The following is a 25274-nucleotide window of genomic DNA, read 5'->3' on the forward strand; positions in this document are numbered from 1 at the left end:
CCGCCCCGGCACCACTCAAGCGGGAACGAATGGTGAACACGCAAGCGAAACACACCTACGCGGATCTGTCCGCGAAAACCGAGGAAGAGGACGTCGTCCTCGGCCAGTTGCTCCAGGTGATCATGGACGACATCTGGCTGCTGCTCGGCATCGCGGTCACGGTCGTCGCGCTCGCCGGCCTCTACTGCTACATCGCGAAGCCGGTCTACCAGGCCGACGTGCACGTGCGGGTCGAGGGCAACGACAACACGTCGCAGGCGCTCACGCAGACGCAGACGGGCGCGATGATCAACAGCGGCCCGCAGCAGGCGCCGACCGACGCGGAAATCGAGATCATCAAGAGCCGCGGCGTGGTCGCGCCGGTGGTCGAGCAGTTCAAGCTGAACTTCTCGGTCGTGCCGAAGACGCTGCCGGTGATCGGCAGCCTCGCCGCGCGCATCGCGACGCCGGGCGAGCCGGCGAAGCCGTGGCTCGGCCTGAAGTCGTACGCATGGGGCGGTGAAGTGGCCGACGTCGATTCGATCACCGTCGTGCCCGCGCTCGAAGGCAAGAAGCTGACGCTGACGGCCGGCCCGAACGGCACCTATTCGATCGTCGACCAGAACGGCATGCGGCTGCTGTCGGGCCATGTCGGCGAATCGGCGCAGGGCGGCGGCGTGACGTTGCTCGTGTCGAAGCTCGTCGCGCGCCCCGGCACGCAGTTCACGGTGGTCCGCTACAACGACCTCGACGCGATCAGCGGCTTCCAGACCGGCATCCAGGTGACCGAGCAGGGCAAGCAGACGGGCGTCGTGCAGATCTCGCTCGAAGGCAAGGACCCGGACCAGACCGCCGCGATCGCGAACGCGCTCGCGCAGTCGTACCTGAACCAGCACGTGGTCGCGAAGCAGGCCGAAGCGACCAAGATGCTCGACTTCTTGAAGGGCGAGGAGCCGCGCCTGAAGGCCGACCTCGAACGCGCGGAAGCCGCGCTGACGCAGTACCAGCGCACGTCGGGCTCGATCAACGCGAGCGACGAGGCGAAGGTCTACCTCGAAGGCAGCGTGCAGTACGAACAGCAGATCGCCGCGCAGCGCCTGCAGCTCGCATCGCTCGCGCAGCGCTTCACCGATTCGCACCCGATGGTGATCGCCGCGAAGCAGCAGCTCGCGGAGCTGCAGGGCGAGAAGGACAAGTTCAGCAACCGCTTCCGCAGCCTGCCGGCCACCGAAGTGAAGGCCGTCCAGCTGCAGCGTGACGCGAAGGTGGCCGAGGACATCTACGTGCTGCTGCTGAACCGCGTGCAGGAGCTGTCGGTGCAGAAGGCCGGCACGGGCGGCAACATCCACCTGATCGATTCGGCGCTGCGTCCGGGCGATCCGGTCAAGCCGAAGAAGGTGCTGATCCTGTCGGCCGCCGTGTTCCTCGGGCTGATCCTCGGCACCGGCGTCGTGTTCCTGCGCCGCAACATGTTCCAGGGCATCGAGGATCCCGACCGCATCGAGCGTGCGTTCAACCTGCCGCTGTACGGGCTGGTGCCGCAAAGCGCCGAGCAGGTGAAGCTCGACGCGCAGGCCGAGAAGGGCGGCAGCCGTACCCGGCCGATCCTCGCGAGCCTGCGTCCGAAGGATCTCAGCGTCGAGAGCCTGCGCAGCCTGCGCACCGCGATGCAGTTCGCGATGATGGATGCGAAGAACCGCGTGATCGTGCTGACGGGCCCGACGCCGGGCATCGGCAAGAGCTTCCTGACGGTCAACCTCGCGGTGCTGCTCGCCCATTCGGGCAAGCGCGTGCTGCTGATCGACGCCGACATGCGTCGCGGCCTGCTCGACCGCTACTTCGGCCTCACGTCGCAGCCGGGCCTGTCCGAGCTGCTGAGCGACCAGTCGGCGCTCGAGGACGCCGTGCGCGAGACGCCGGTGCAGGGCCTGTCGTTCATCTCGGCCGGCACGCGCCCGCCGAACCCGTCGGAGCTGCTGATGTCGTCGCGCCTGCCGCAATACCTCGAAGGGCTCGGCAAGCGCTACGACGTCGTGCTGATCGACTCGCCGCCGGTGCTGGCGGTGACCGACGCGACCATCATCGGCCGCATGGCCGGCTCGACGTTCCTCGTGCTGCGCTCGGGCATGCATACCGAAGGCGAGATCGCCGACGCGATCAAGCGCCTGCGCACCGCGGGCGTCGACCTGGAAGGCGGGATCTTCAACGGCGTGCCGCCGAAGGCGCGCGGCTACGGCCGCGGCTATGCGGCCGTGCATGAATACCTGAGCGCCTGATCCGCATCGCACGTAACCGGGCGGGCAGCGCGTGTTGCCTGCCCGGCCGACAGGAGAATCAACGATGAAAATTTCCGTGCTCGTTCCGACCTATCGGCGTCCCGCCGACCTCGCGCGCTGCCTGCTGGCGCTGCAGCGGCAGCACCGGCTGCCCGACGAGGTGATCGTCGTCGCGCGCCCGGAGGATGACGCCACGCACGAACGGCTCGCCGATCCGGCGGTCGGCGGCGCGCTGCCGCTGCGCATCGTGCCGGTCGAGGTGCCGGGCCAGGTCGCCGCGCTGAACAAGGGGCTCGACTCGGCGCACGGCGACATCGTCGCGATCACCGACGACGACGCGGCGCCGCATCCCGACTGGCTCGCGCGCGTCGAGTCGGTGTTCGAGGCCGATCCGCGCGTGGGCGCGGTCGGCGGGCGCGACTGGGTGCACGAGAAGGGCCGCGTGCTCGACGAATCGCGCGAGCTCGTCGGCCAGCTCACGCTGTCCGGCAAGATCGTCGGCAACCATCATCTCGGCGTCGGCGGCCTGCGCGAAGTCGACATGCTGAAAGGCGCGAACATGAGCTACCGCCGCGCCGCGATCGAGCGGCTGCGCTTCGACACGCGGCTGCGCGGCGCCGGCGCGCAGGTGCACAACGACATGGGTTTCAGCATGCGCGTGCAGCGCGACGGCTGGAAGCTCGTCTACGACCCGGCGATCGCGGTCGATCATTTCCCGGCCGAGCGTTTCGACGACGACCGGCGCGATGCCGCGTCGCTGAATGCGATCAGCAACGGCGCGTACAACATGCACCTGATCCTGCGCGAGCATCTGCCGCCGGTCCGGCGCGAGATCGCGTGGTGGTGGTGGACGCTGGTCGGCACGCGCGTCTACCCGGGCCTCGCGCACGTGCTGCTGTCGCTGCATACGGCGCAGCGCGAGCGGATCCGCGAGCACTGGCGCGCGGTGCGCCGCGGCGCGCGCGACGCCCGCCGCGCGAACCTTGCCCCCCATCGTGCGGCGATGCCGCCGGTGACGTCTTGAACGGCCTGCGCGCCCCGCGCGCGGCCACCCACGGAGGGCTCGCATGACTGCAACGAAAGCTGCCACGAACGTCCACGTTCACCTGTTTTACGGCGCCGATCCGCGTACTTACCGGAAAGGCGAGAACATCGGCTGCCTGTACGGCTATCACCATGCCGAATCCGACGAATTCCGGCTGACCTATTCGCAGGACGGCGGCGAGAACCGCGTCGCCAGCCTCGCGCGCCGCGCGCTGAAGGCGGCGCTCGGCTTCGACGTCGTGCATGCGTGGCGCAACCGCGCCGCGCTGCTGAACACCGACGTGATCTGGACGCACACGGAGCAGGAGCATCTGGCCGCTGCGCTGATCCTGAAGCTGGCCGGCGCGCAGGGCAAGCGCCCGCTGCTGCTCGCGCAGAGCGTATGGCTGTTCGACAAGTGGAACAGCTTCGGCGGTCCGCGCCGCTGGCTGTACCGCAAGCTGATCGCGCGCGCCGACGCGCTGACCACGCTGGCCCGCGACAACGCCGACCTGTGCCGCCGCTATCTCGGCCGCGACGCCGAGTTCGTCTACTACGGGCTGAACACGCAGGATTTCCCGATCACCGAGCCGCGGCAATGGCAACCGAACCGGCCGCTGCGGATCGCGGCGATCGGCAACGATCGCGACCGCGACTGGCGCACCTTCCTCGCCGCGTTCGGCGGCGACGAGCGTTATGACGTGCGGCTCGCGACGCGCCGCCGCGTGCCGCGCGAGTGGCATGCGCCGAACGTGAAGATCGGCTCGGCGTCGGGGCTCGCGAAACAGCACGAGCTGTACGCGTGGGCCGACGTGATCGTCGTGCCGCTGCGGCCGAACTTCCATGCGTCGGGCATCACGGTGATGCTCGAGGCCGCCGCTGTCGGCAAGCCGATGATCGTGTCGGATGTCGGCGGGCTCAGTGACTACTTCCCGCACGATACGGCCGCCTATGTGCCGGCGTTCGACGCGCAGGCAATGCGCCAGGCCGCCGATCGCTTCGTGGCCGATCCGGTCGCGGCGCTCGCCTGCGCGCAGGCCGCCGCCGCGTGCCTGCGCGACCGTGACCTGACCACGCAGGCGTTCGCCGAGCAGCACGTGCGGATCACGCGCGACATGCTGCGCCGGCGCCGGACGCCGGCTGCCGCGGGCCTCGCGATGCCGCTCGCGGATTCGCGCCCGTCGTCGCGGTGAGAGCGGATCGATGAGTACGATTGCCGCCGAACGCGCACCGTCGCGCAAACGCAACTGGCTTCCCGAACCGAGGCACTGGGTCGGGCAGGCCGGGCTGTGGACGTTCACGGCCGCGCTGATCGCCATTCACCAGGGCAAGGTGCTGACGCTCGCGTTTCCGGTGCTGGCCATCGCGGTCGGCCTCTGGCTGTATTTCAAGAGTCCGGCGCGCTACGTCGGCTTCATGTGGTGGGTGTGGTTCCTGAGCCCGGAAGTGCGGCGTCTCGCCGACTGGTCGAAGGGCGCGTTCACGCCGACGAGCCTGATCCAGGTCGCGCCGCTCGCGGTGACGATGATCGCCGGCCTCGGGCTGATCCGGCATTACCGCGTGCTCGCGCAGCGGCGCGGGATCCCGATCCTGCTGATGCTGTTCGGGCTCGCGTACGCCTACCTCGTCGGGATCGTGTCGAGCGGCGTGATGGCCGCGACCTACGACCTCGCGAACTGGGTGTACCCGCTGCTGATCGGCTTTCACATCATGGTCAACGCGCGCGACTACCCCGAGTACCGCGACGTGCTGCTGTCCACGTTCATGTGGGGCATGCTCGTGATGGGCCTGTACGGCGTCGTGCAGTACTTCGTGATGCCGCAGTGGGACGTGCTGTGGATGATCGGCTCCGACATGGGCTCGCAGGGTGAGCCGGTGCCGTACGGCGTGCGCGTGTTCAGCACGATGAACTCGTCGGGGCCGTTCGCGTTCGCGATCATGGGCGCGCTGGTGTTCGTGTTCGCCGCGCCGCAGAAGATCCGCTGGTTCGCCGGGGCGGCCGGCTTCGTGTCGTTCGCGCTGTGTCTCGTGCGCTCGACGTGGGGCGGCTGGGTGATCGCGCTCGCGATCCAGCTCGCGCAGTCGAACAACCGCGTGCGGATGCGGATCCTGATCAGCGGCGTCGTGCTGGTCGGCCTGTGCGTGCCGCTGCTGACCGTCGGGCCGGTGGCCGACCGTCTCGGCGCGCGCCTGCAGTCGATCACGAACCTGAAGGACGACCGCAGCTACGACGACCGCAACAAGTTCTACGCCACCTTCGCGCAGACGGCGTTCACCGACGTCGCCGGCGAAGGGATGGGCGCGACGGGTGCATCCACGAAGCTGTCGAGCGACAGCGGCGAGCTCGGCAAGTACGGCAGCTTCGACAGCGGCGTGATGAACGTGCCGTTCGTGCTCGGCTGGCCCGGCACGCTGCTGTACCTCTCGGGCGTCGTGATGCTGTTCGGCCGCACGCTGCGCGCGGCGTTCAAGTTGCGCAAGGACAAGTTCGTCGGCGCGTGCCTGAGCCTGTGCCTGTCGACCTTCGCGATGCTCGTGTTCACGAACTCGCTGATCGGCACGGGCGGCCTGCTGATGTTCACAGCCATTTTTTCGATTCTTTCCGCGGCGCACTGGCAAAAGGCACAACGCCTGCTGGCCGCCGCGCGTTTACGGGGAGGCGACCATTGAGAATCGCGATCGTCACGCACGTCGTGCGACATAACGACGGGCAGGGCCGCGTCAATTACGAAATCGCGCGCGCGGCGCTGGCCGAGAACTACGAGGTCACGCTGGTCGCGTCGCACGTCGCGCCCGAGCTGCTGGCCGACCCGCGCGTGCGCTGGGTGCCCGTGAAGGTCGGCGGCTTCTGGCCGTCGAATCTCGTCAAGCAGCAGGTGTTCGCGCTGAAGAGCGCGGCCTGGCTGCGATCGCACCGCAGCGAGTACGACGTGCTGCACGTGAACGGCTTCATTTCGTGGATCAAGGCCGACGTCAATACCGCGCACTTCGTGCACGGCGGCTGGTTCAAGAGTCCGTACTATCCGTTCGGGCCGACGAAGGGGCTGTGGTCGGCCTACCAGTACGTCTATACGCGTGTGAACACCACGCTCGAGCGCTGGGCGTACCGGCGTTCGCGCGCGATCACGGCCGTCTCGCAGAAGGTGGCCGACGAGATCGCCGGGCTCGGCATCGACAGCCGCAAGATCAGCGTGATCTACAACGGTGTCGACGCCGGCGCGTTCGCGGGCGCACAGGCCGACCGCGCGGCATTCAAGCTGCCGGACGATGCGTTCCTGCTGCTGTTCGTCGGCGACCTGCGCACGCCGCGCAAGAACCTCGGCACCGTGCTGAAGGCGCTGACGAAGCTGCCGGCGAACGTGCACCTGGCGGTGGCGGGCTACTTGCCCGGCAGCCCGTATCCGGAGGAGGCGCGCGCGCTCGGCATCGATTCGCGCGTGCATTTCCTCGGCCTCGTTAAAAACATGCCGACGCTGATGCGCTCGGTCGACGCGTACGTGTTCCCGTCGCGCTACGAAGCGATGAGCCTGTCGCTGCTCGAGGCGATGGCGGCCGGGCTGCCGGTCGTCACCGCGCGCACGGCGGGCGGCGCGGAAATCATCACGCGCGAATGCGGGATCGTGCTGGAGGATCCGGACGATCCGGCCGCGCTCGCGCAGGCGATCGGCTCGCTCGCGGCATCGCGCGACACCTGTCGCACGATGGGCGAAGCCGCCCGCGAACTGATGACCCGTTTCGGCTGGGCGCACATGGGCGCCCAGTATGTCGCGCTTTACCGGCGCATCGGCCAACCCACGCAGCCGTCCGCTTTCGAGCGGGCCGAGCATGCAGTCACGCAGGAGCAAACGTGATGTCCCAATCTTCCCGGCCGATCAAATCGTTGCAAATCGGCATGCACTGGTTCCCCGAGCGCGCGGGCGGCCTCGACCGGATGTACTACTCGCTCGTCGGCGCGCTGCCGGGCGCGGGCGTCGAGGTGCGCGGGCTCGTCGCCGGCTCGCCGAAGGTCGCCGACGACACGGACGGCGCGATCCAGGGCTTCGGCCCCGCATCGGAGTCGCTTGCACGCCGGATGCTCGCCGCGCGGCGCGCGTTGCGCGAGGAGATCCGCAGCGAGCGGCCGGACGTGATCTCGTCGCACTTCGCGCTGTACACGTTCCCGGGCCTCGACGTCACGCGCGGGATTCCGCAGGTGTCGCATTTCCAGGGGCCGTGGGCCGACGAAAGCCAGGTCGAGGGCGCCGCATCGCTCGGCCAGCGCGCGAAGCGCTATCTCGAACAGGCGGTCTATACGCGTTCGTCGCGGCTGATCGTGCTGTCGCAGGCGTTCGGCCAGATCCTGACGAATCGCTACGGGATCGATCCGTCGCGCGTGCGCGTGATTCCCGGCTGCGTCGATACCGCGCAGTTCGATACGCCGCTCACGCCGGCCGAGGCGCGGCACAAGCTGCAACTGCCGCAGGACCGGCCGATCGTGCTGGCCGTGCGCCGGCTCGTGCGGCGCATGGGGCTGGAGGACCTGATCGACGCGATCGGCCTCCTCAAGCACCGTCACCCGGACGTGCTGCTGCTGATCGCCGGCAAGGGCAAGATCGGCGAGGAACTGCAGCAGCGCATCGATGCCGCCGGGCTGCAGGACAACGTGAAGCTGCTCGGCTTCGTGCCCGACAACCATCTCGCGGCGCTGTACCGCGCGGCGACGGTCAGCGTCGTGCCGACGGTCGCGCTCGAAGGCTTCGGGCTGATCACCGTCGAATCGCTCGCGTCCGGCACGCCCGTGCTGGTCACGCCGGTGGGCGGGCTGCCGGAGGCGGTGGCCGGGCTGTCCGACGATCTCGTGCTGCCGTCCACGGGCGCGGACGCGATCGCGGAAGGGCTCGGCGCGGCGTTGTCGGGCGCGATCACGCTGCCCGACGAGGCCGCGTGCAAGCGCTATGCACGGGATCATTTCGACAACGCGGTGATCGCGCGGCGCGTTGCCGGCGTGTACGAAGAGGCGATCCAGGCGGCAGGTTGAGTGTGCCGCGGCGCGCGACCTGCGCGTCGAACCGAAAGCCGAACCGGCGCGCGCGCGTGGCCGGTTCGCGTGCCGACCGCCCGTAGCGGGCGGGCCGGCCTTCTTCTTCTTCCGATGCACGGCGCCGGCACGCGTCACGCGCGCCTGAGCGTGGCGGCCCACACGCCGAGCGCCGCCACGCTCACGACCGCGCCGAGCACGCAGACGCCCGTCCATCCGGCGCGTGCATACATCATCGTCGACGCAATCGCGCCGAGCCCGCTGCCGGCCGAATAGAACAGCATGTAGCAGCCGACGAGGCGTGCATGCGCATCGGGCCGCGCGCCGAGAATCATGCTCTGGTTGACGACGTGGACGGCCTGCCCGCCGACATCGAGCAGCACGATGCCGACGATCAGCCATGCAATCGATGTCGCGCCGAACGCGAGCGGCAGCCACGAGCACGCGAGTAGCGCGAGCGCGGCGCCGGTCGTCGCTTCGCCGCGCCCGCGATCCGCGAGCCGGCCGGCGCGGGCGGCCGCTGCCGCGCCCAGTGCGCCGACGAGGCCGAACGCGCCGATCTGCGTATGCGACATCGCGTGCGGCGGCGCGCTCAGCGGCAGCACCAGCGCGCTCCAGAAGATGCTGAAGGCCGCGAACATCAGCAGCGCGATCGCGCCACGCACGCGCAGCACGCGTTCATCGCGCAGCAGCGACACCATCGATCGCAGCAGCGCCGCGTAGCCGATGCGCTCGCGCGGGCCGTTCTCGTCCGGCAATAGCCGCGACAGCACGACGAGCATCGCGATCGCGAGCGCGCCCGACACCAGATAGACGGCCCGCCAGCCCGCGATGTCGGTGACGACGCCCGCCAGCGAGCGCGCGGCCAGCAACCCGACCACGACGCCGCCCTGCGCGGCACCCACCACGCGCCCGCGTTCGCCGGCGCCCGCGAGCGCGGCCGAGCACGCGATCAGCCCTTGCGTCATCGCGGTGCCGAGCAGCCCGACCGCGACCATTCCGGCCAGCAGCGCGACGCGCGTCGACGAGGCGGCGACACCGATGCAGGCCGCCGTCAGCAGCAGAAGCTGCGCGGTGATCAGGCGCTTGCGGTTCAGCAGGTCGCCGAGCGGCACGACGAACAGCAGCGCGAGCGCACAGCCGAGCTGCGTCGCGGTGATGACGCCGCCGACGGCCGCCTGCGACACGCCGAAATCCCGCGCGATCGAATCGAGCAGCGGCTGCGCATAGTAGACGTTTGCGACACTGGCCGCGCAGCAGACGGCCAGCAACGCGACGCGCGCCGCGGACAGGCGGCCACCGTCGGCCGGATGCGCGGCACGTGTCGGCACGTTCGATGCAACGGTGCTGGAATGGCAGGAAGACTCCATGGGTTCCCTCGTGCAAAGTAGTTGCAAATTGAAACTGGTGTGGAGTGTAGGAAAAGTAGTTTTAAAATGCAACCTGTTGTGCGGCGGGCGAGAGGTCCGCGCACGGATGACCGGCGTTGCCGCGAAGGCGGCCGGCAAGATTGCGGAGAGGAACATGGCCAGGCAGAAAAGTCTTGCGGATTCGCCGTGCCCGGTGGCGCGGGCGACCGATATCGTCGGCGATCGCTGGGCGTTGCTGATCGTGCGCGATGCGTTCGACGGCGTGCGTCGGTTCGGCGATTTCCGCGCGAGCCTCGGCGTTGCGAGCAACATCCTGTCCGACCGGCTGAAGATGCTGGTGGACGCAGGCGTGTTCGACGTCGTGCCGGCGTCGGACGGTAGCGCGTATCAGGAGTACGCGCTGACCAAGAAGGGCGAAGGGCTGTTTCCGGTGATCGTGATGTTGCGGCAGTGGGGCGAGGCGAACCTGTTCGCGCGCGGCGAGCCGCATTCGGTGCTGGTCGACCGCAGCACGGGGCGAGCGGTCCGCAAGCTCGCGCTGCGGCATGACGACGGCCGGTCTTTGAAGGCGGCCGAGACGTTCGTGAGGAAGGTCGGCGACGCGTGACCGCACCCGTTGTTCAATCGGCCGCCGTCACGACCTGACGACCTGACGCGTGGACGACGCGCCGCGATGCGCATCGGGCCGCACCCGCGTCGCGAGCAGCGCGGCGGTGATGAGCAGCGCGACCGACACGGCCGTTTCGATCCGCAACCCGTCCACGACCTGCGCCGCGCCGCCACCGCCGGCGAGCGCGCCGAACGCAGCCACGCCGATCGCGCCGCCGGCCTGCCGCGCGGTATTCAGCACGGCCGACGCGATGCCGGCCCGTTCGGGCGCGACCGACGCGAGCACGGCGGTCGTCATCGCCGGCACCGCGAAGCCCATGCCGGTCGGAATCAGCAGGAACGGCACGAGCAGGACGGCCAGCGGTGTCGACGCGTCGATGAAATGCAGCGACCCGTAGCCGAGCGCGGCGACGAGCGCACCCGCCAGCATCGGCGGAACGCGAAGCGTCGATGCGTGCCCGTGCACGGCGATTAACATGGCACTGCGGCGGCTCATGCCTGCCACCGCACACATCAACTTTCGACAGGCCTATCCGGATGACTTCCTCGAACCTGATGACGCGCGACGCGCAGATCGCCGATCACGCCGACATCGCAAGACTGATGCACCAGCTGGGCTACGATGCGCCCCCCGCGATGATCCGCGACAAGCTGGCAGCCCTGCTGCCGAGCGCGGTCGATCGCATCCTGGTCGCGACGGTCGCGGGCAGCGTGGTGGGCTGCATCAGCCTGCATGCGCTTGCGCTATTTCACGCGCACGGCAATCTCGGGCGTATCACCAGCCTGGTCGTCGACGAAGGCTGTCGCGGGCAGGGTGTCGGCGGCGCGCTGATCGCGGCGGCGCACATCTGGTTCGAGTCGACGGGGTGCGTGAAACTGGAGGTGACGAGCGGCGACCTTCGGCTCGATGCGCACCGCTTTTACGCGCGGCACGGCTTCATGCGGGACGGACAACGGTTGTCGAAGCTCGTCCGGCCGTAATGCCACCGCACGAGCGCGCGGCGTAGCCGCTATCGCGGAACAACCGGCGACGCGTGGCCGTTCAATGCCGCTCGCCGCGCCAGCGTCCCGGCGCCACGCCGAAGCGCTTCGTGAACGCATGGGTGAACGTGCTTTGATCCGCGAAGCCGACCCTCCCGGCGATATCGACGAGCGGATACCGGCCGTCCGCGAGCAGGATCACGGCCGCGTCGAGCCTGAGCCGCTGCAGGTAGCGATGCGGCGTTTCACCGAACGCGTCGACGAACAGTTGATGAAAGCGGCGCATCCCGTAGCCGCAGTGCGCGGCGAGATCGGCGATGCGCAGCGGCTCCTCGAGCCGTGCGCGCAGCCAGCGATCGATGCGCGCGAAATCGAGGCCGGAGGCGGGCGCGGCGATGGCGCGTTCGTCGAGCAGCGCGCCACACAGCCGCGCGGCGGCCTGCCACTGGAAACGGTGCGCGGCCGCGTGCCGCGCGTCGTCGGCGGGGGCGTCGAGTTGCGCGGCGGCGGCCGCGATCTGCGCGACCAGCGACGTCAGTGCCGGATCGATCGTCACGGCGCGCGCGCTGTCGAACAGCCGCTGCGGCACCGCGAGCGACGCGAGGGGAAGATTGAGCACGAGCTGGCGGTTCTCGCCGAGGCCCGCGTAATCGTGGCGCGCGCCGGCCGGAACCAGCCACGCGCCGTGCCGGTCGAGCCGCTGGCTGACGCCGTCCACCGCCATCACCATCGCACCGTCGATGCCGAGCACGATCTGGTGAAAGTCGTGCACGTCCGACGCTTCGAGCGTGTCGTAGCGTTGCAGTGCGAGGGTGGGGGACGAAAGGTGTGCCATGGGGCAGGGCGTCAGTCGGCAGCTCGCGTACGGTGTCAGATGTCGAGCAGTTCGACTTCGAACACGAGCGTGGCATTCGGCGGAATCACGCCGCCTGCGCCGCGCGGGCCGTAGCCGAGTTGCGGCGGGATCGTCAGGCGACGCACGCCGCCGACCTTCATGCCTTGCACGCCTTCGTCCCAGCCCTTGATGACCATGCCGCCGCCGAGCACGAACGCGAACGGGTCGTTGCGATCCTTGCTCGAGTCGAATTTCTGACCGTCGGTCAGCCAGCCCGTGTAGTGGACGCTGACCGTCTGGCCGGCTTGTGCTACGTCGCCGGTGCCTTCGGTCAGGTCTTCGTATTTGAGGCCCGATTCGGTCGTGATGACAGACATGACTTCTCCTGAAAAAGGATGGGTAAAACCGCTATTGTAGGCGAGCGCGCAGCGGGCCGCCGCTCGTGGCTGTCGGCCGCTCGCACGTATGTCGCGGGCGGCGCCGGGCCGCCGTGGCCGTGATCGTCCGAAGCGCAAATGGAACGCGCGTTTGAATTTTTCGCGCGCCTCGCGACCGCGGTTGCACCGTGCGAGTGCGACGCGTGTATGAATCGGTGCTACCAGGGCGCGCCGCAGCGTATCGCGTTGCGTCGCCGATTTCCGTGGAACGCCCGCCGCACGAGGCTTTCAGGCCGTCGACGTGACACGGCACGGCGCGGCGCGTAGCGCTCGCGAGCCACCGCGCGCGTTCGAATCCCGCCCGGTCCGCACGCTGTTCGAGCGCCGTTTTTTCCGCCTTTTCGACCGTGCCCTGTTTGGAAGCGCGCATCTACCGCGCGGCTTGCGTGCGCCGCCGCGGGCGGCCTATCTTTACAGCTGTCGATGTCAAGATTTTGGCGGTGCGCGACGCGCCGCCCGGGCCTGCGCCGGCTGCGTCGGACGACGCGCCGGGCCGCTCCGGAACCAGGAGAACGATGAACATGAAGTCAGCCGCTTCCGCCACCGCAGCCGGGATCATGCCGGTGCGCCGCGACCTGCGCTTCGACCTGCCGGTCGAACGCGCGAAGGACTGGCATGGCCTCGGGTCGCACGTGACCCATTTCTTCAACGCGCTGTCGCTGCTGTTCCCGGCCGGTGAGCGTTTCTTCATGGATTCGGTGCGCAACTACCGTGACCGGATCGACGATCCCGTGCTGAAGCAGCAGGTGCTCGGCTTCATCGGCCAGGAAGCGATGCACACGCGCGAGCACATCGAGTACAACGAGCTGATGCAGGCGAACCACCTGCCTGCGCGCAAGCTCGACAAGCGCGTCTGGACGGTGCTCGGCTACATGAAGCGCAAGCTGCCGCATTCGGTGCAGCTCGCGCACACGGTCGCGGCGGAGCACTACACGGCGATGCTGGCCGACTGGCTGCTGCGCGACCCGACGCGCCTCGACGGCTCGGTCGAGGGCTACCGCCAGATGTGGATCTGGCACGCGCTCGAGGAAACCGAGCACAAGGCCGTGTCGTTCGACGTCTGGAACACCGCGATGGAACCGGGGCTGCGCCGTTATCTGATCCGCATCGGCGTGTATCTGCTGACGACGCTGACGTTCTGGCCGACCGTATTCCTGATGCATGCGACGCTGCTGTGGCGCGATCGCGGCGCCGGCCATCACGTGCGCGGCATGCTGCGGATGATCGCGTTCCTGTACGGGCCGCGCCGGGGGCTGTTCCCGCGCATCGCCGGCGAATGGCTGAGCTTCTTCCGGCCGGGCTTCCATCCGTGGGATCACGACAATCACCACCATCTGGCGCGGGTCGACGCGCTCGCCGCCGCCTACGGCGAACAGGGCGGCGCACCGGCCGGCCGTGGCCGTGCCAACGCGCCGGCGCCGCTCGCATCGGGCCGCTGAGACCGCCGCTGCGCCGGCAGGCGCGGCATCGGGCCGCGCATGTTGCGTTCGTGCATCAACCGTCTTCTTCTGACGATTGACCGAAATCAATTCGAACCGGCTGCGCGGGCGTCCTGCGGGCCCGTCGACCGGTTGTGCACGCATGCGCGGGCGAGCCGATCCGGCGTGCGCGGCATCGCCCGGGAACGCCATGCGCCAGCACCGGCGCGGCTTTGCGCGCCGCGCAGCCGCCCGTTCAGGGGTCCCGCCGCGTACGCCACCGGGATAACACCCATCTAGCCGCGCACCGGCCGCATCGATATACCGTTCATGACAATGTCCACCTCACGCGCGATTCCTGCACGGGGGGATTTTATTCGGACGGAAATGCGGCCAATATGTCGGTTCGATCGAGGTCCGTCGCGCGTGACGGCGAGCCGGCGCGATACCAACGCCAAGCGGGGAACAACGATGGTTGCTAGGTCACCTGACGCAAACGGGCATGCGGTGCCCGAGATGTCGCATGTGTCCGTCACCGCGCCCGAGGACGGACGCAAGCTGTTCGTGATCATGCGCTCGCCCGATGAGCCGTTGCTTGCGCAACTGCGCGGGCTCGGCTGGGAAATCGCCGTCGCGAAGACGGCCGGCGCCGCGCAGAACATGACCTCCGGCGTGAGCGTCGCCGCTGGTCTGGTCGATTTCACCGGGTTCACGTCGCGCGACTATCCCGCGCTGAAGGCGTGCCTGAGCCAGCCGTCGATCGGCTGGATTTCCATCGCGCAGGCCGGCATCACGATCAGCCCCGCGGTGCGTGAAATGATCCGCAGCTATTGCTTCGATTACGTGACCCTTCCGTTGCCCTACGAATGGATTTCGCACGTGCTCGGCCATGCGCGCGGGATGGCCGCGCTCGATCGCGTCGATGGCGCGGCCTACGCGGCGTCGATCGGCGAACACGGGATGATCGGCAACTGCGAGGCGATGCAGCAGCTGTTCAGCACGATCCGCAAGGTCGCGAAGACCGACGCGAGCGTGTTCATCTCCGGCGAGTCGGGCACTGGCAAGGAGCTGACGGCGCTCGCGATTCACGAGCGCTCCGGTCGCGGCAAGGGGCCGTTCGTCGCGATCAATTGCGGCGCGATTCCGCATCACCTGCTGCAGTCGGAACTGTTCGGCTACGAGCGCGGCGCGTTCACCGGCGCGAACCAGCGGCGCGCGGGCCGGATCGAATCGGCGAACGGCGGCACGCTGTTTCTCGACGAAATCGGCGACATGCCGGTCGAAAGCCAGGCGAGCCTGCTGCGCTTCCTGCAGGAAGGGAAGATCGAGCGGCTCGGCGGGCAGGAATCGATTCCGGTCGACGTACGGATCATCTCGGCCACTCACGTCGACCTCGACGGCGCGGTCGAGGCCGGGCGCTTCCGCGCGGACCTTTATCACCGTCTGTGCGTGCTGCGTATCCACGAGCCGCCGCTGCGCGCACGCGGCAAGGATATCGACATCCTCGCGCACTACGTGCTGCAGAAATTCAAGTCCGACAGCGGCCGCAAGATCAGCGGCTTCACGTCGGCCGCGCTCGACGCGATGCGCCGCTATGAATGGCCGGGCAACGTGCGCGAGCTGATCAACCGCGTGCGGCGCGCGATCGTGATGGCCGAAAGCCGGCTGCTGACGCCGCACGATCTCGGGCTCGAGACGCCGGGCGAAACCGAACCCGTGACGCTCGAACAGGCGCGGGCGCTCGCCGAGCGCACCGCGATCGAGAATGCGCTGCTGCGCAACGATCACCGCATCAACAAGGCCGCGGCCGAACTCGGCATTTCACGCGTGACGCTCTACCGGATGATGATCGAGCACGGGCTGAACGATCACGACAACAACGGCGGGAACGGCGACAACGGCGGGCACGACGGCGCGCCGTCCGGCGACGCGGGGCATCAGCGGGTCGGCTGAGCGGCGCATGCGTGACGCGTGAGCCGCTTCAGCGATAGGTCCAGAGCCGGTGCAGCACGAACGTGACCGGCGGCACGCACAGCACGACCGCGACGATGCTCCACGCGCGGGCGAGGCCGAGCGTTTCGGTGGCGTGCGCCAGCAGCATCGTCATGCCGAGGCCGGCCAGCGCGACGGCGAGAAAGCGCACGAAGTTGCCCCACGTCACCGGCGACGAAAAACTCCACAGCGTGTTGGCGAGATACGAGAACGCGGTCGAGCACGCGAACGCGATCGCGTTCGCGCTTACCGGCGTCGCGTCGAACAGCGCGAACATCGCGGCCGCGATCAGCGCATGCAGCGCGGTCGAACCGACGCCCGACACCCCGAAGCGAATCAGCCTGGCGCGTTCGGCGGTATAGAGGGTGCGGATCATCGGGTGCGGTCGTTCGGGTGATGGGGCGGCGTGTGGGCGGTGTCGTGAGGGCGCCGGCGCAAACATGACGCGCGCCGGTTTCGCAGTATAGCGATGCCGCCGGCCGATGGATGCGCGGACAACCTGCGGCTCCCGTGCCGCCTGCGCCATGTAAAGCGCATGAAACATTTTCGCCTCGACGGTCACGCAAATTGGCGCGGGAAATCGGGGTGAACGGCCGGCACCCGTCGGTAAAAATGTCGCGCTGCATTGTTCAGCCTTATCCGGCAAGGCAGGGCTGCGACGCAGCCAGCTGCAGTCCGCGCGCCGCGTGTTTCAGTTTCGTAACTTCCCGCCTTTCGCACCCGTTCCGGCCACCACGCTGCCCGGTCAACCCCTTGTCCGGACGGGCTCGCGCGACGCTGGCCCGCTCCTTGCGACAGTGGGCGTGCGAAAGTCGACGATGCACGGTCCGTCCGGTTCGGCAGCGAACCCTGTCAGTACCGGCCAGGACACAGTCCGCGGGGATGCGGCGACGGCGCGCGGCACGACAGCTGCGTTCCGGCGAGCACGGAGTGTCGTCGCCTGATCGTCGGGGCACCGGTCGAGTCCGGTTGCCGGAACAACCATCAGATTGATACGGGGAAGAAAAATGATCGATCGCCACACGCCGCGGCCGGCAGGCCGCGATCGCAGTGATTCGGAGCATCGCCGGTCGAACGTCGTTCTTGCAGCCGGCCGGCATGCATCGACAGGCCATCTCTCCGCGCCCGGTGCGAGGCGGATCCGGTTGATTGCCGGTCATCCGCGCCGGGTCGGCACTTTCCTGCACGCGAACCCGATTCGCAAGGGCATGTGCACACGGGCGCCGGTACCTCGACGCCCGGTCTTCGCCTACTGACTGAAGCCGCACGATATCCGTTCGCGCGAGGCATCGTCCCCGCGGACGATCAATCTGCAATCCGAATGAAATGCGAAGCGTCGTGCGATGTGTGCGACGGATGAAGCATTCGATGCGACGGCAAACGGCGTTACGCCGGTGCCGTCCGGTGGTGAGGGGAGGGGCGGTCGGACGCGCGCGACGGGTGTGGCGCCCGTACGCGCGCGACGCCGTTTCAGCCGCCGTAGATGTCGAAGTCGAAGTACTTGGACGCGAGCCGCTTGTAGGTGCCGTCCTTGACCATCTCGAGGATGGCGCCGTCGATCTTCGCCTTCAGGTCGGTGTCCTCCTTGCGCAGCCCGATGCCGGCGCCGATGCCGAGCACCTTCTCGTCGACGAGCTCGGGGCCGACGAACGAGTAGTTCGCGCCGCGCGGCGATTTCAGGAACCCGATGGCCGCCTGCACTTCATCCTGCAGTGCCGCGTCGAGGCGGCCCGAGGTCAGGTCCGCGTACACGCCGTCCTGGTTCTGGTACGACACGACGTTCGCGCCTTGCTTGCCCCAGTACGCCTTCGCATACGTTTCCTGCGTCGTGCCCTGTTCGACGCCGATCGATTTGCCCTTCAGCGATTCGGCCGTCGGCAGCAGCGGCGAGCCCTTCTTCACGACGAGCCGCGTCGGCTGGTTGTAGATCTTCGTCGTGAAGCCGATCTGCTGCGCACGCTGCGGCGTAATCGACATCGACGACAGCACCGCATCGAACTTCTTCGCCTTCAGCGCCGGAATCATCCCGTCGAAATCGTTCTCGAGCCACACGCACTTCGCCTTCAGGCGCGCGCAGATCTCGTTGCCGAGGTCGATGTCGAAGCCGACGAGCTTGCCGTCCGGCGCCTTCGACTCGAACGGCGCGTAGCTGGCATCGGTGCCGAAGCGGATCGTGGTCCAGTCCTTCGCGACGGCGGGGCCTGCGGATACCGCGAGCAGGGCGATCGAAACAGCGGCAATCAGTCTCTTCATGGTGCGTTCCTTGGCGGGGTGCTTCCGGTTTCTGTGCGACACGGTTTCACGGATACGAACCGCGTCTGCGCGCGGTGTCCGCACGGCCATTAACGCAGAAAATAAAATCAGAGTCCAGAATGGACAAAAAATATCGTTTTGTCGGATGGGCGGATCGATCGGCGGGTCTCGACCCTTGCAAAAATACGAAAATGGACTAATCTTGTTAGTAAATTCGTTTCGAGACTAACGATCATGTCACGGCCCGCTTATGAATCGCACTCCGCCTCGCCGCAGGCCTCGGTCGCGCAGATGTCGGCGGCCGGCCTGCGCGCGTTTTTCAACATCGCACGCGACTGGGAACTGACGATCGACGAGCAGATCGTGCTGCTCGGGTCGCCCGGCCGTTCGACGTTCTTCAAGTGGAAGGCCACGCCGGAATCGGCGCGGCTGCCGCGCGATACGCTCGAACGGCTATCGCTGTTGCTCGGCATCTACAAGGCGCTGCAGATCCTGCTGCCGCAGCCGGCCGCGGCCGATGCGTGGGTCAAGCGGCCGAACGACGCGGCGCCGTTCGGCGGCAAGCGCGCACTCGACCGGATGCTCGCCGGCAACGTCGGCGATCTGGTCGCCGTCCGGCAATATCTCGACGCGATGCGAGGTGGCTGGGCGTGACCATGCCGATCCAAGCACAACAATGGCCCACGACCGCGGTCGACTGGGCGCCAGCCTATCGCGTGATCCCCACCCGTTTCCCGGCGATCAACCTGTTCGACCGCGTAGCCTCGGCGGACGATTTCGACGCGCTTTACGCACTCGAATCGCTGACCAACGACCGCATCCGCAACGAAGTCGGCACACTGGACCTCGTGCCGCCCGCCGAGCGCCGCTACGGGCAGGGCTGGGGGCCGATCATGGCCGCGTTCACGCACCTGAATCCGCAGGGCAGCCGCTTTTCCGACGGCAGCTACGGCGTGTTCTACTGCGCGCGTTCGCGCGATACGGCGATCGCCGAAACGCGGTATCACAGCGCGTTGTTCCTGGAAGCGACCAAGGAGCCGCCGATGCGCCAGCAAATGCGGCTCTATACGGTGATCGCGCAGGGCGACGTGGCCGACATCCGCGCGTGGCCGAAACGCGATCCGGCGCTGCTGCATCCGCTCGATTACAGCGCCGGGCAGGCGCTTGGTCGCGCGGTGCGCAATGCGGGCGGTGCGGGGATCGTCTATCCGTCGGTGCGCGACCCGCGCGGCGAGTGCCTGGCGGCGTTCCGCACCGCGCTGCTGCGCGACTGCCATCACGCGGCCTACCTCGAATACAACTGGAACGGCTCGGCCGTCGATGCGGTGTTCGAACTGAACCAGGTCGGCTAGGGGCCGCTCGCGGGCGTCAGTACCTATCAGCCCCTGTCGGCGCCTCAAGGCAGCGGCCAGTCGCCCGCGTGGCGTTCGCGTGCCTCGGCCTGCGTCATCGACCAGGTGCGCCCGGTGCGCGGCTCGGCGAGCGTGAGTCGCCCGGCCGGTGCGAACGCGCCCGTGTCGATGAACCACTGCGCGCCGATCCGCTGTGGCGCGCGCACCGGCGTGTGCCCGGTGCAGGTCAGCGACAGCCCGGCCTGCCGCGCCGGATCGGCGAGCCCCTGGACGAGATCGCGGCCCCACATCAGCCGCTCGCGCACGTCGTGCGCATAGCTGCCGGTGTCGAGATCGGCGTCCGAGCCGAAGAATTCCGCATGCAGCACGTTGAAGCGCCCGGGGCCGTCGCCGATCACCCGCACCAGCGGCAGCGCGTCGACGCGTGCCGCATGCGCGTGCAGCCGTTCCGGCGGCAGGTCGGCACCCCAGTCGCCGCCGATCCCGCGCCACGCGTCGGGCGACAGCTTGCCGCGCGCCACGAGGCTCAGCACTTCCTCGTGATTGCCGCGCACGACGTGGCACCACGGGCGGTCGAGCAGGTCGAGCGTGGTTTCGGAGGCCGGGCCGCGGTCGACGAGGTCGCCGACCGAGAACAGGCGGTCGCGGGCCGGATCGAAGCGGATGTCGTGCAGCAGCGCGCGCAGCACATCCACGCAGCCGTGCAGGTCGCCGACGACGAAGTCGCGGCCGACCGTGTTCGCCGGATGGTGGCAGAGGGGGGCGGTGGCAGTCATCCCAATATCTTAGGCGCTCGCGCCCCCATCGCCACGTCACGATGGAATGACGATAATCGGGGCAATACCCGCCGGTACGGCGCGGCGGTATGTCCCGCGCGCCGGCCGAATCCTTTCCATTTGCTTTCGGAATCACATGATGACGCTTTATCCGCAGGTATTACGCAACCGGCCGCGCATGGTCGCGGCGTTCGTCGCCGGCTTGCTGTGCGCGGTGCTGCTGCCGTTTTCGCTGCGTCCGACCGTGCGTGCGCTGATCGGCTGGGATTGCGCGATCTGGCTGTATCTCTTGCTGATGTGGGTGCGCATGATTACCGCGCACCATCACCAGGTGCGCGAAATCGCGATCCGCGAGGATGAAAACGCGACGACCGTGCTGACCGTCGTGTGCCTTGCAACCGTCGCGAGCGTCGCCGCGATCGCGATCGAACTCGCGACCGCCAAGAGCGTCGGCTTCAGCGCGGGGCTCAGCCATTACGCGATCACGGGCGCGACGCTGTTCGGCGCGTGGTTCCTGATCCCGACGATCTTCACGCTGCACTATGCGCGGCTCTATTACGGCTCGCCGAGCAACGATCGCGCGCTGCGCTTTCCGGACAAGAACCCCGAACCCGATTACTGGGATTTCCTGTATTTCGCGTTCACGCTCGCGGTCGCGTCGCAGACGGCCGACGTGTCGCTGGCGAACCGTTCCGCGCGACGCTCGGTGCTCGCGCAGTCGATCCTGTCGTTCTACTTCAACATGGCCGTGCTCGGGCTGTCGATCAACGTCGCGGCGGGCCTGCTGAGCTGACGCAGGCCACGGCCATTCGCAGCGTTACTTGAGCAGGTCGTACGGGCCGCCGCGTTCCAGCGCCCGCTGGTACGCGGGCCGTGCGTGGATCGCGTCGAGAAAGCGCGCGATCGCGGGATACCGGCTGCCGCCCCCGCGCGCGGTCGCGGCTTCGAGCGGAAAGCTCATCTGGATGTCGGCTGCGCTGAAACCGTCGCCGACGAACCAGCCGGTGCGGCCCAACGTGTCGTCGACATGCCCGAGATGCAGGGCGATCTGCGGATCGACGAAGCTCGACTGCAGCGTGTCGGCGATCTTGCGCGCGATCGGCCGGGCGAAGAACGGCATCGGCGCGTGCGCGATCCGCAGCGCGACGAGCTTGAGCAGCAGCGGCGGCATCGCCGACCCTTCCGCGTAGTGCAGCCAGTACGTGTAGTCGTGCCGCGCCGGCGTGCCGGGCGGCGGCGCGAGGCGCCCGTTGCCGTAGCGTTCGACCAGGTATTCGATGATCGCGCCCGATTCGGCGTACGTGCGGCCGTCGTCGGTGACGACCGGCGACTTGCCGAGCGGATGGATCGCGCGCAACTCGGGCGGCGCCAGCATCGTCTTCGGATCGCGCGCGTAGCGCACGATCTCGTACGGCACATCCAGTTCTTCGAGCAGCCAGAGCACGCGCTGCGAGCGCGAGTTGTTCAGGTGATGGACGGTGAGCATGTCGACGCCGGGAGTGGGGGCGGGAACGACATCATACCCAGCGCGGAGGGCGCATACGCGAAACGCGTTGCGCGCCGTGACGAACGGCGTCTGGCCGACCGCGTCTGGCCGACCGCGCCTGGCCGGCCACCCCGCGCCATCACGCGCGCCGCACCGCGATCCACGCACCCCAGAACAGGCTCGCGAAAAAGCGCAGCGGCGCATCGAAGCCCGCATCGCGCAGCAGGCCGAACACCGCTTCCTCGGACGCGGGCGGATCGGCGCCCTGCAGGATCTTCGCGAGTTGCGCGCGCACGGCGTCGGGCGTCGCACCTTTCATGCGCCAGCGCTGCTGCCATGCGTCGAGCAGGCGCGGGTGGTCCGCGTAGCGGCGATGGTTGCCGGCGAGCACGAGCGGCGCGCCGGGTTTCAGGCGCCGCGCGATCGCATGCAGCAGCGCCGCCTTCGCTGCGTCGCCGGGGACGTGGTGCAGCACGCCGATCAGCGTCGCGCCGTCGAACGCGGGCGTGTCGGGCAACGCATCGACACCGTCCTCGACGAACGCCGTGCGTGCGCCGAAACCCGCGGCCTCGACGTTCGAGCGCGCGAGCGCGAGCATCGGCGCGGACGGGTCGACGGCCGTGAACTGCCAGCCCGGCTCGAGCGCGGCCGCCACGCAGATTTCCTGCCCGGTGCCGCCCGCGCCCGCGACGAGGATCCGCGCGTCGGGCGCCGCGATCGCCGACGCGAGCATGCACGCGGTGAGTTCGTGGCAGGCATCGTAGCCGGCGAGTGCGATGCGGGATTGCTCGGCGTATTCGTGCGCGCGTGCCGGATCGAATTTGGCGGCGCTGGCGGGAAGCGACATGGCGGGTTCCTCGGGTCGGGCGCGGACGTCGTGTCCGCGAGCATGGCGCAGAGCGTAAGCGTGCGCGGCCGGTGCAACAAGGCGAGCAGCCATTCCGGTATGGCTGCTACCCGACTCGTCGGGACCGGCGGGATTGCGGGTTTTCCCCGGGGTCGATTCGTATTTAAAAATGTCCGGATGCGATGCATCGCGGTAGCGAATCCGGCGCATACTCGGTTCTCTCCCCCCGCCTGGCCGTCGCATGCCGGGCCCCTATGCGCCGCGCCCCGCTGGCGCGGCCATGCCGCTCGGTACGCACGAGGAGCGCATGATGTCCGATTGTCCGCACGATCCGTATGCGCAGCACTACATTCACTGCTTGCCGTTCGGCGCCCAGCCCTGTGGCGCGCTCTGCGCGACGCCGCGCACGCATTTTCGCGTGTGGGCGCCGGGCAGCACGCAGGTCCAGCTCGAACTCGATACCGGCTTCGGCCCGTTGCTCGTCCCGATGACGGCGGCCGGCACGAACTGGTTCGAAGTCTTTGCCGATTGCGGTGCGGGTGCGCTTTATCGCTATCGCCTCGACGATGCGGTATCGATTCCCGATCCCGCGTCGCGCTCGCAACCCGAAGGGCTCAACGGCCCGAGCGAGGTCATCGATCCGCGCGCGTTCACGTGGCGCAACACGTTCTGGCACGGGCGCGCATGGGAAGACATCGCGCTCTATGCGATTCGCCCGCACGCGGTGGGCGGCTTCGACGGCGTGCGCCGGCGCCTGCCGCAACTCGCGCGGCTCGGCGTGACCGCGCTGGAACTGCTCGCGTCGCCGCACGACAGCCTGCCGTTCGCGCCGCTCGCGGCCGAAGGCGGCCCCGACGCGCTGAAGGCGCTGATCGACGACGCGCACGGCTACGGTCTCGCGGTGTTGCTGGAACTCGATTACGCGCGCTTCGGCAGCGGCACCGAGGCGCTGCGCCACTACGCGGCGCCGTTCTTCCATACGCGTGACGATCCGCTCCAGGCGCCGCCGCTCGCGCTCGATCATCCGGAAGTCTGCGATTTCTTCTGCGACAACGCGCTGTACTGGATCGACGAGTACCGTTGCGACGGGCTGCGCCTGCGCGAGGCCGACCGGATCGGCGTGTCGTGGCTGCGCGAGATCGCGGATCGTGTGCGCGCGGCCGTGCCGGCCGACCGGCTGATCCATCTCGTCCTCGGCAGCGAGCGGCATCCGGCGCATCTTGCCGATACCCATTTCGATGCGCAGTGGAACGGCTGCGGCGAACGCGCGCTGCATCGGCTGACGGGGCGCGATACGTCGGCCCACGAAGGCATTTCCATGCACCAGTCGATCCACACGCTCGCCCGCGCGCTGACCGCGGCCGGGGCCGCATTCCAGCCGGCCGGGTCGGGAGAAGGCATGGCTGCCGACAGCGGGCTGTCGTTGACGTCGCTGGTGCTGTCCGATGGCGCGTGGCGCGACAGCGGACAGGGCGACCACGGGCAGGCGGCCGGTCTGGCCGCACTTGCGCTGTCGCTGCTCACGCCGCAGATCCCGTTGATCTTCGACGAAACCGCGCGCGATGCCGATCGCGCGCATTTCGTGCAGTCGGCGCTCGCGGTGCGCGCGAAGCTGATCGCGCCGCGATTGTCCGATTGCCGGCCGCAGGAGGCGCGTGCGCTGAAGTCGGACGGCGACGGCGATGCCGACGCGCTGCTCGCATCCTGGCGGCTCGCCGACGACGAGACGCTGACGATCGCGTTGAACCTGTCGCCCGACGCGGTGCCGTTCGATGCGCCCAGAGGGCGGGTCGTGTTCGAGACGCCGGCACGGGCGCGCGACCGGGTCGATGAAGGGGTGTTGCCGCCATATGCGCTCGTCGCGTGGCTGACGGGTGACGTCAACCGGTATGCGCTCACGCACGATGCGCGTCGTATCGATGACGGCGCCTGGCGCGGCATGCGTCCGAACCTGAACGCATGACGACGTGAGCGGGTAAGCGTTTGAGCGGCCGGGCGCATCTGCGCCCGGCTGCACCGCAGGGCAATCTCCGAACTACCAGAACCCGCGAATGCCTGCGATGCCGTAGGCGCCGTGGCGGCGTGCATCGTCGAGGTGGGTACGTGTCATGCCGCCGAGCGCGAAGACGGGCAGGGCGGCCTCGGCGGCCAGCGCGCCGAACTGTGCCCAGCCGAGCGTCGGCGCACCGGGATGGCTGAGCGTCGGCAACACGGGCGACAGCGTGACGAAATCCGCGCCGGCGCGCGCGGCCAGCAGCAAGTCGTCGCGCGTGTGGCAGGCGGCGGACACCCAGCGTCCGGCCGGCAACGGCCGCTGCGTGGCGGCGCGCAACGCGGTGCCGTCGAGATGCCAGCCGGCGCCGTCGAGCCGCATCACGCCGGCCGCATCGATCGGCCCGTTCAGCATCAGGTGCGCGCCGGCCGCGTCGCAGCGCGCGAGCGCTTCGACGGCGAGTCGCGCGAACGCGGCTGCATCGAGCGACTTCACGCGCAGTTGCACGAGCGTCTCGCCGCGCGCGAGCACGGCCGACAGCCGGTCGAGGAACGCCGCGCAATCGGCCGCCGACGCGGACGCCGGCTCCGGCGTGATCACGCAGCAGCGCGGCAGCGTGGCGTTCATCGC

At 68.7% G+C, this 25274-nt stretch carries 23 protein-coding genes and 1 pseudogene; 14 read left to right on the forward strand and 10 right to left on the reverse strand.

All coding sequences use genetic code 11. The features are described from left to right. Window positions 1–29 precede the first annotated feature (29 nt). The 6 genes from CFB40_RS21585 (at window position 30) to CFB40_RS21610 (ending at window position 8295) form a co-directional block, all read left to right on the forward strand. Window positions 30–2255 carry a polysaccharide biosynthesis tyrosine autokinase gene (locus tag CFB40_RS21585; protein ID WP_089432342.1) on the forward strand — a complete coding sequence of 742 codons (2226 nt, stop codon included), beginning with the start codon at window positions 30–32 and terminating at the stop codon, window positions 2253–2255. Between the two features lie 64 nt (window positions 2256–2319). Beyond that, a complete protein-coding gene (locus tag CFB40_RS21590; protein ID WP_089428040.1) occupies window positions 2320–3279 on the forward strand; it encodes a glycosyltransferase family 2 protein in 960 nt (319 codons plus the stop codon). Between the two features lie 43 nt (window positions 3280–3322). Further along, entirely contained in the window at window positions 3323–4471 is a 1149-nt protein-coding gene (locus tag CFB40_RS21595; RefSeq protein ID WP_089432343.1) for a glycosyltransferase family 4 protein, read from the forward strand. A gap of 10 nt (window positions 4472–4481) precedes the next feature. Further along, entirely contained in the window at window positions 4482–5948 is a 1467-nt protein-coding gene (locus CFB40_RS21600) for a glucose-6-phosphate isomerase (protein WP_089428038.1), read from the forward strand. Further along, entirely contained in the window at window positions 5945–7129 is a 1185-nt protein-coding gene (locus CFB40_RS21605) for a glycosyltransferase family 4 protein (protein ID WP_089428037.1), read from the forward strand. The genes CFB40_RS21600 and CFB40_RS21605 overlap by 4 nt, the downstream gene beginning before the upstream one ends. Beyond that, window positions 7129–8295 carry a glycosyltransferase family 4 protein gene (locus tag CFB40_RS21610; protein ID WP_046549987.1) on the forward strand — a complete coding sequence of 389 codons (1167 nt, stop codon included), beginning with the start codon at window positions 7129–7131 and terminating at the stop codon, window positions 8293–8295. The genes CFB40_RS21605 and CFB40_RS21610 overlap by 1 nt, the downstream gene beginning before the upstream one ends. A gap of 134 nt (window positions 8296–8429) precedes the next feature. On the opposite strand, the gene CFB40_RS21615 is transcribed toward CFB40_RS21610, so the two are convergent. Beyond that, the gene (locus tag CFB40_RS21615; protein WP_089432344.1) at window positions 8430–9665 is read right to left on the reverse strand and encodes an MFS transporter; all 1236 of its coding nucleotides are present in this window, start codon (window positions 9663–9665) and stop codon (window positions 8430–8432) included. Between the two features lie 154 nt (window positions 9666–9819). Here CFB40_RS21615 and CFB40_RS21620 point away from each other — a divergent pair, with 154 nt between their 5' ends. Further along, window positions 9820–10272 carry a winged helix-turn-helix transcriptional regulator gene (locus tag CFB40_RS21620; protein ID WP_179255297.1) on the forward strand — a complete coding sequence of 151 codons (453 nt, stop codon included), beginning with the start codon at window positions 9820–9822 and terminating at the stop codon, window positions 10270–10272. A 27-nt stretch (window positions 10273–10299) separates the two neighbouring features. Here CFB40_RS21620 and CFB40_RS21625 read toward each other — a convergent pair. Next, window positions 10300–10707 (reverse strand): annotated as a pseudogene (locus tag CFB40_RS21625) (MFS transporter); the annotation flags it as partial. Window positions 10708–10811: 104 nt separating this feature from the next. Here CFB40_RS21625 and CFB40_RS21630 point away from each other — a divergent pair. Next, the gene (locus CFB40_RS21630; protein ID WP_089432346.1) at window positions 10812–11255 is read left to right on the forward strand and encodes a GNAT family N-acetyltransferase; all 444 of its coding nucleotides are present in this window, start codon (window positions 10812–10814) and stop codon (window positions 11253–11255) included. A gap of 61 nt (window positions 11256–11316) precedes the next feature. Here the strand turns inward: CFB40_RS21630 and CFB40_RS21635 are convergent, their stop codons facing one another. After that, complete coding sequence (locus CFB40_RS21635) at window positions 11317–12090, reverse strand: AraC family transcriptional regulator (RefSeq protein WP_089432347.1); 774 nt, start codon at window positions 12088–12090, stop codon at window positions 11317–11319. A 35-nt stretch (window positions 12091–12125) separates the two neighbouring features. Continuing rightward, entirely contained in the window at window positions 12126–12467 is a 342-nt protein-coding gene (locus tag CFB40_RS21640; protein ID WP_011355854.1) for an FKBP-type peptidyl-prolyl cis-trans isomerase, read from the reverse strand. A 581-nt stretch (window positions 12468–13048) separates the two neighbouring features. Here CFB40_RS21640 and CFB40_RS21645 point away from each other — a divergent pair. Continuing rightward, window positions 13049–13966 (forward strand): metal-dependent hydrolase, encoded by a 918-nt coding sequence (locus CFB40_RS21645; RefSeq protein WP_089429151.1) that lies wholly within the window; start codon window positions 13049–13051, stop codon window positions 13964–13966. 450 nt (window positions 13967–14416) lie between these two features. Continuing rightward, a complete protein-coding gene (locus CFB40_RS21650) occupies window positions 14417–15898 on the forward strand; it encodes a sigma-54 dependent transcriptional regulator (RefSeq protein WP_089432348.1) in 1482 nt (493 codons plus the stop codon). A 28-nt stretch (window positions 15899–15926) separates the two neighbouring features. On the opposite strand, the gene CFB40_RS21655 is transcribed toward CFB40_RS21650, so the two are convergent. Then, complete coding sequence (locus CFB40_RS21655; RefSeq protein WP_089428031.1) at window positions 15927–16313, reverse strand: GtrA family protein; 387 nt, start codon at window positions 16311–16313, stop codon at window positions 15927–15929. 1094 nt (window positions 16314–17407) lie between these two features. After that, window positions 17408–18190, reverse strand: coding sequence for an ABC transporter substrate-binding protein (locus tag CFB40_RS21665; RefSeq protein ID WP_089428030.1), 783 nt, complete (start codon window positions 18188–18190; stop codon window positions 17408–17410). Window positions 18191–18424: 234 nt separating this feature from the next. On the opposite strand from CFB40_RS21665, the gene CFB40_RS21670 reads away from it, so the two are divergent. After that, entirely contained in the window at window positions 18425–18844 is a 420-nt protein-coding gene (locus CFB40_RS21670; RefSeq protein WP_089428029.1) for an MbcA/ParS/Xre antitoxin family protein, read from the forward strand. Between the two features lie 2 nt (window positions 18845–18846). Further along, window positions 18847–19542 carry an RES family NAD+ phosphorylase gene (locus CFB40_RS21675; RefSeq protein ID WP_089432349.1) on the forward strand — a complete coding sequence of 232 codons (696 nt, stop codon included), beginning with the start codon at window positions 18847–18849 and terminating at the stop codon, window positions 19540–19542. Between the two features lie 44 nt (window positions 19543–19586). Here the strand turns inward: CFB40_RS21675 and CFB40_RS21680 are convergent, their stop codons facing one another. Beyond that, entirely contained in the window at window positions 19587–20318 is a 732-nt protein-coding gene (locus CFB40_RS21680) for a metallophosphoesterase (RefSeq protein WP_089432350.1), read from the reverse strand. 139 nt (window positions 20319–20457) lie between these two features. Here CFB40_RS21680 and CFB40_RS21685 point away from each other — a divergent pair, with 139 nt between their 5' ends. Continuing rightward, window positions 20458–21111: a DUF1345 domain-containing protein gene (locus CFB40_RS21685; protein ID WP_089433271.1), complete on the forward strand. Its 654-nt coding sequence runs from the start codon at window positions 20458–20460 to the stop codon at window positions 21109–21111. A gap of 24 nt (window positions 21112–21135) precedes the next feature. Here the strand turns inward: CFB40_RS21685 and CFB40_RS21690 are convergent, their stop codons facing one another. Beyond that, window positions 21136–21804, reverse strand: a complete 669-nt coding sequence (locus CFB40_RS21690; RefSeq protein ID WP_089432351.1) for a glutathione S-transferase — start codon at window positions 21802–21804, stop codon at window positions 21136–21138. A 139-nt stretch (window positions 21805–21943) separates the two neighbouring features. Next, window positions 21944–22651: a class I SAM-dependent methyltransferase gene (locus CFB40_RS21695; protein WP_089432352.1), complete on the reverse strand. Its 708-nt coding sequence runs from the start codon at window positions 22649–22651 to the stop codon at window positions 21944–21946. A 310-nt stretch (window positions 22652–22961) separates the two neighbouring features. Here CFB40_RS21695 and CFB40_RS21700 point away from each other — a divergent pair, with 310 nt between their 5' ends. Further along, complete coding sequence (locus tag CFB40_RS21700) at window positions 22962–24614, forward strand: DUF3459 domain-containing protein (protein WP_089433272.1); 1653 nt, start codon at window positions 22962–22964, stop codon at window positions 24612–24614. 72 nt (window positions 24615–24686) lie between these two features. On the opposite strand, the gene CFB40_RS21705 is transcribed toward CFB40_RS21700, so the two are convergent. Next, the gene (locus tag CFB40_RS21705) at window positions 24687–25271 is read right to left on the reverse strand and encodes a thiamine phosphate synthase (protein WP_089432353.1); all 585 of its coding nucleotides are present in this window, start codon (window positions 25269–25271) and stop codon (window positions 24687–24689) included. Window positions 25272–25274: the final 3 nt, after the last annotated feature.

It is taken from the genome of Burkholderia sp. AU31652 (assembly GCF_002223155.1).
Classification (GTDB): domain Bacteria; phylum Pseudomonadota; class Gammaproteobacteria; order Burkholderiales; family Burkholderiaceae; genus Burkholderia.

What these genes read in the sequence shown, in the direction of transcription:
- CFB40_RS21680 (WP_089432350.1), bottom strand. Translation starts at nt 20,318, where the DNA reads ATGACTGCCACCGCCCCCCTCTGCCACCATCCGGCGAACACGGTCGGC.
- CFB40_RS21595 (WP_089432343.1), top strand. Translation starts at nt 3,323, where the DNA reads ATGACTGCAACGAAAGCTGCCACGAACGTCCACGTTCACCTGTTTTAC.
- CFB40_RS21615 (WP_089432344.1), bottom strand. Translation starts at nt 9,665, where the DNA reads ATGGAGTCTTCCTGCCATTCCAGCACCGTTGCATCGAACGTGCCGACA.
- CFB40_RS21610 (WP_046549987.1), top strand. Translation starts at nt 7,129, where the DNA reads ATGTCCCAATCTTCCCGGCCGATCAAATCGTTGCAAATCGGCATGCAC.
- CFB40_RS21665 (WP_089428030.1), bottom strand. Translation starts at nt 18,190, where the DNA reads ATGAAGAGACTGATTGCCGCTGTTTCGATCGCCCTGCTCGCGGTATCC.
- CFB40_RS21655 (WP_089428031.1), bottom strand. Translation starts at nt 16,313, where the DNA reads ATGATCCGCACCCTCTATACCGCCGAACGCGCCAGGCTGATTCGCTTC.
- CFB40_RS21640 (WP_011355854.1), bottom strand. Translation starts at nt 12,467, where the DNA reads ATGTCTGTCATCACGACCGAATCGGGCCTCAAATACGAAGACCTGACC.
- CFB40_RS21700 (WP_089433272.1), top strand. Translation starts at nt 22,962, where the DNA reads ATGTCCGATTGTCCGCACGATCCGTATGCGCAGCACTACATTCACTGC.
- CFB40_RS21685 (WP_089433271.1), top strand. Translation starts at nt 20,458, where the DNA reads ATGACGCTTTATCCGCAGGTATTACGCAACCGGCCGCGCATGGTCGCG.
- CFB40_RS21690 (WP_089432351.1), bottom strand. Translation starts at nt 21,804, where the DNA reads ATGCTCACCGTCCATCACCTGAACAACTCGCGCTCGCAGCGCGTGCTC.
- CFB40_RS21645 (WP_089429151.1), top strand. Translation starts at nt 13,049, where the DNA reads ATGAAGTCAGCCGCTTCCGCCACCGCAGCCGGGATCATGCCGGTGCGC.
- CFB40_RS21650 (WP_089432348.1), top strand. Translation starts at nt 14,417, where the DNA reads ATGGTTGCTAGGTCACCTGACGCAAACGGGCATGCGGTGCCCGAGATG.
- CFB40_RS21600 (WP_089428038.1), top strand. Translation starts at nt 4,482, where the DNA reads ATGAGTACGATTGCCGCCGAACGCGCACCGTCGCGCAAACGCAACTGG.
- CFB40_RS21585 (WP_089432342.1), top strand. Translation starts at nt 30, where the DNA reads ATGGTGAACACGCAAGCGAAACACACCTACGCGGATCTGTCCGCGAAA.
- CFB40_RS21635 (WP_089432347.1), bottom strand. Translation starts at nt 12,090, where the DNA reads ATGGCACACCTTTCGTCCCCCACCCTCGCACTGCAACGCTACGACACG.
- CFB40_RS21620 (WP_179255297.1), top strand. Translation starts at nt 9,820, where the DNA reads ATGGCCAGGCAGAAAAGTCTTGCGGATTCGCCGTGCCCGGTGGCGCGG.
- CFB40_RS21630 (WP_089432346.1), top strand. Translation starts at nt 10,812, where the DNA reads ATGACTTCCTCGAACCTGATGACGCGCGACGCGCAGATCGCCGATCAC.
- CFB40_RS21705 (WP_089432353.1), bottom strand. Translation starts at nt 25,271, where the DNA reads ATGAACGCCACGCTGCCGCGCTGCTGCGTGATCACGCCGGAGCCGGCG.
- CFB40_RS21670 (WP_089428029.1), top strand. Translation starts at nt 18,425, where the DNA reads ATGTCACGGCCCGCTTATGAATCGCACTCCGCCTCGCCGCAGGCCTCG.
- CFB40_RS21675 (WP_089432349.1), top strand. Translation starts at nt 18,847, where the DNA reads ATGCCGATCCAAGCACAACAATGGCCCACGACCGCGGTCGACTGGGCG.
- CFB40_RS21695 (WP_089432352.1), bottom strand. Translation starts at nt 22,651, where the DNA reads ATGTCGCTTCCCGCCAGCGCCGCCAAATTCGATCCGGCACGCGCGCAC.
- CFB40_RS21590 (WP_089428040.1), top strand. Translation starts at nt 2,320, where the DNA reads ATGAAAATTTCCGTGCTCGTTCCGACCTATCGGCGTCCCGCCGACCTC.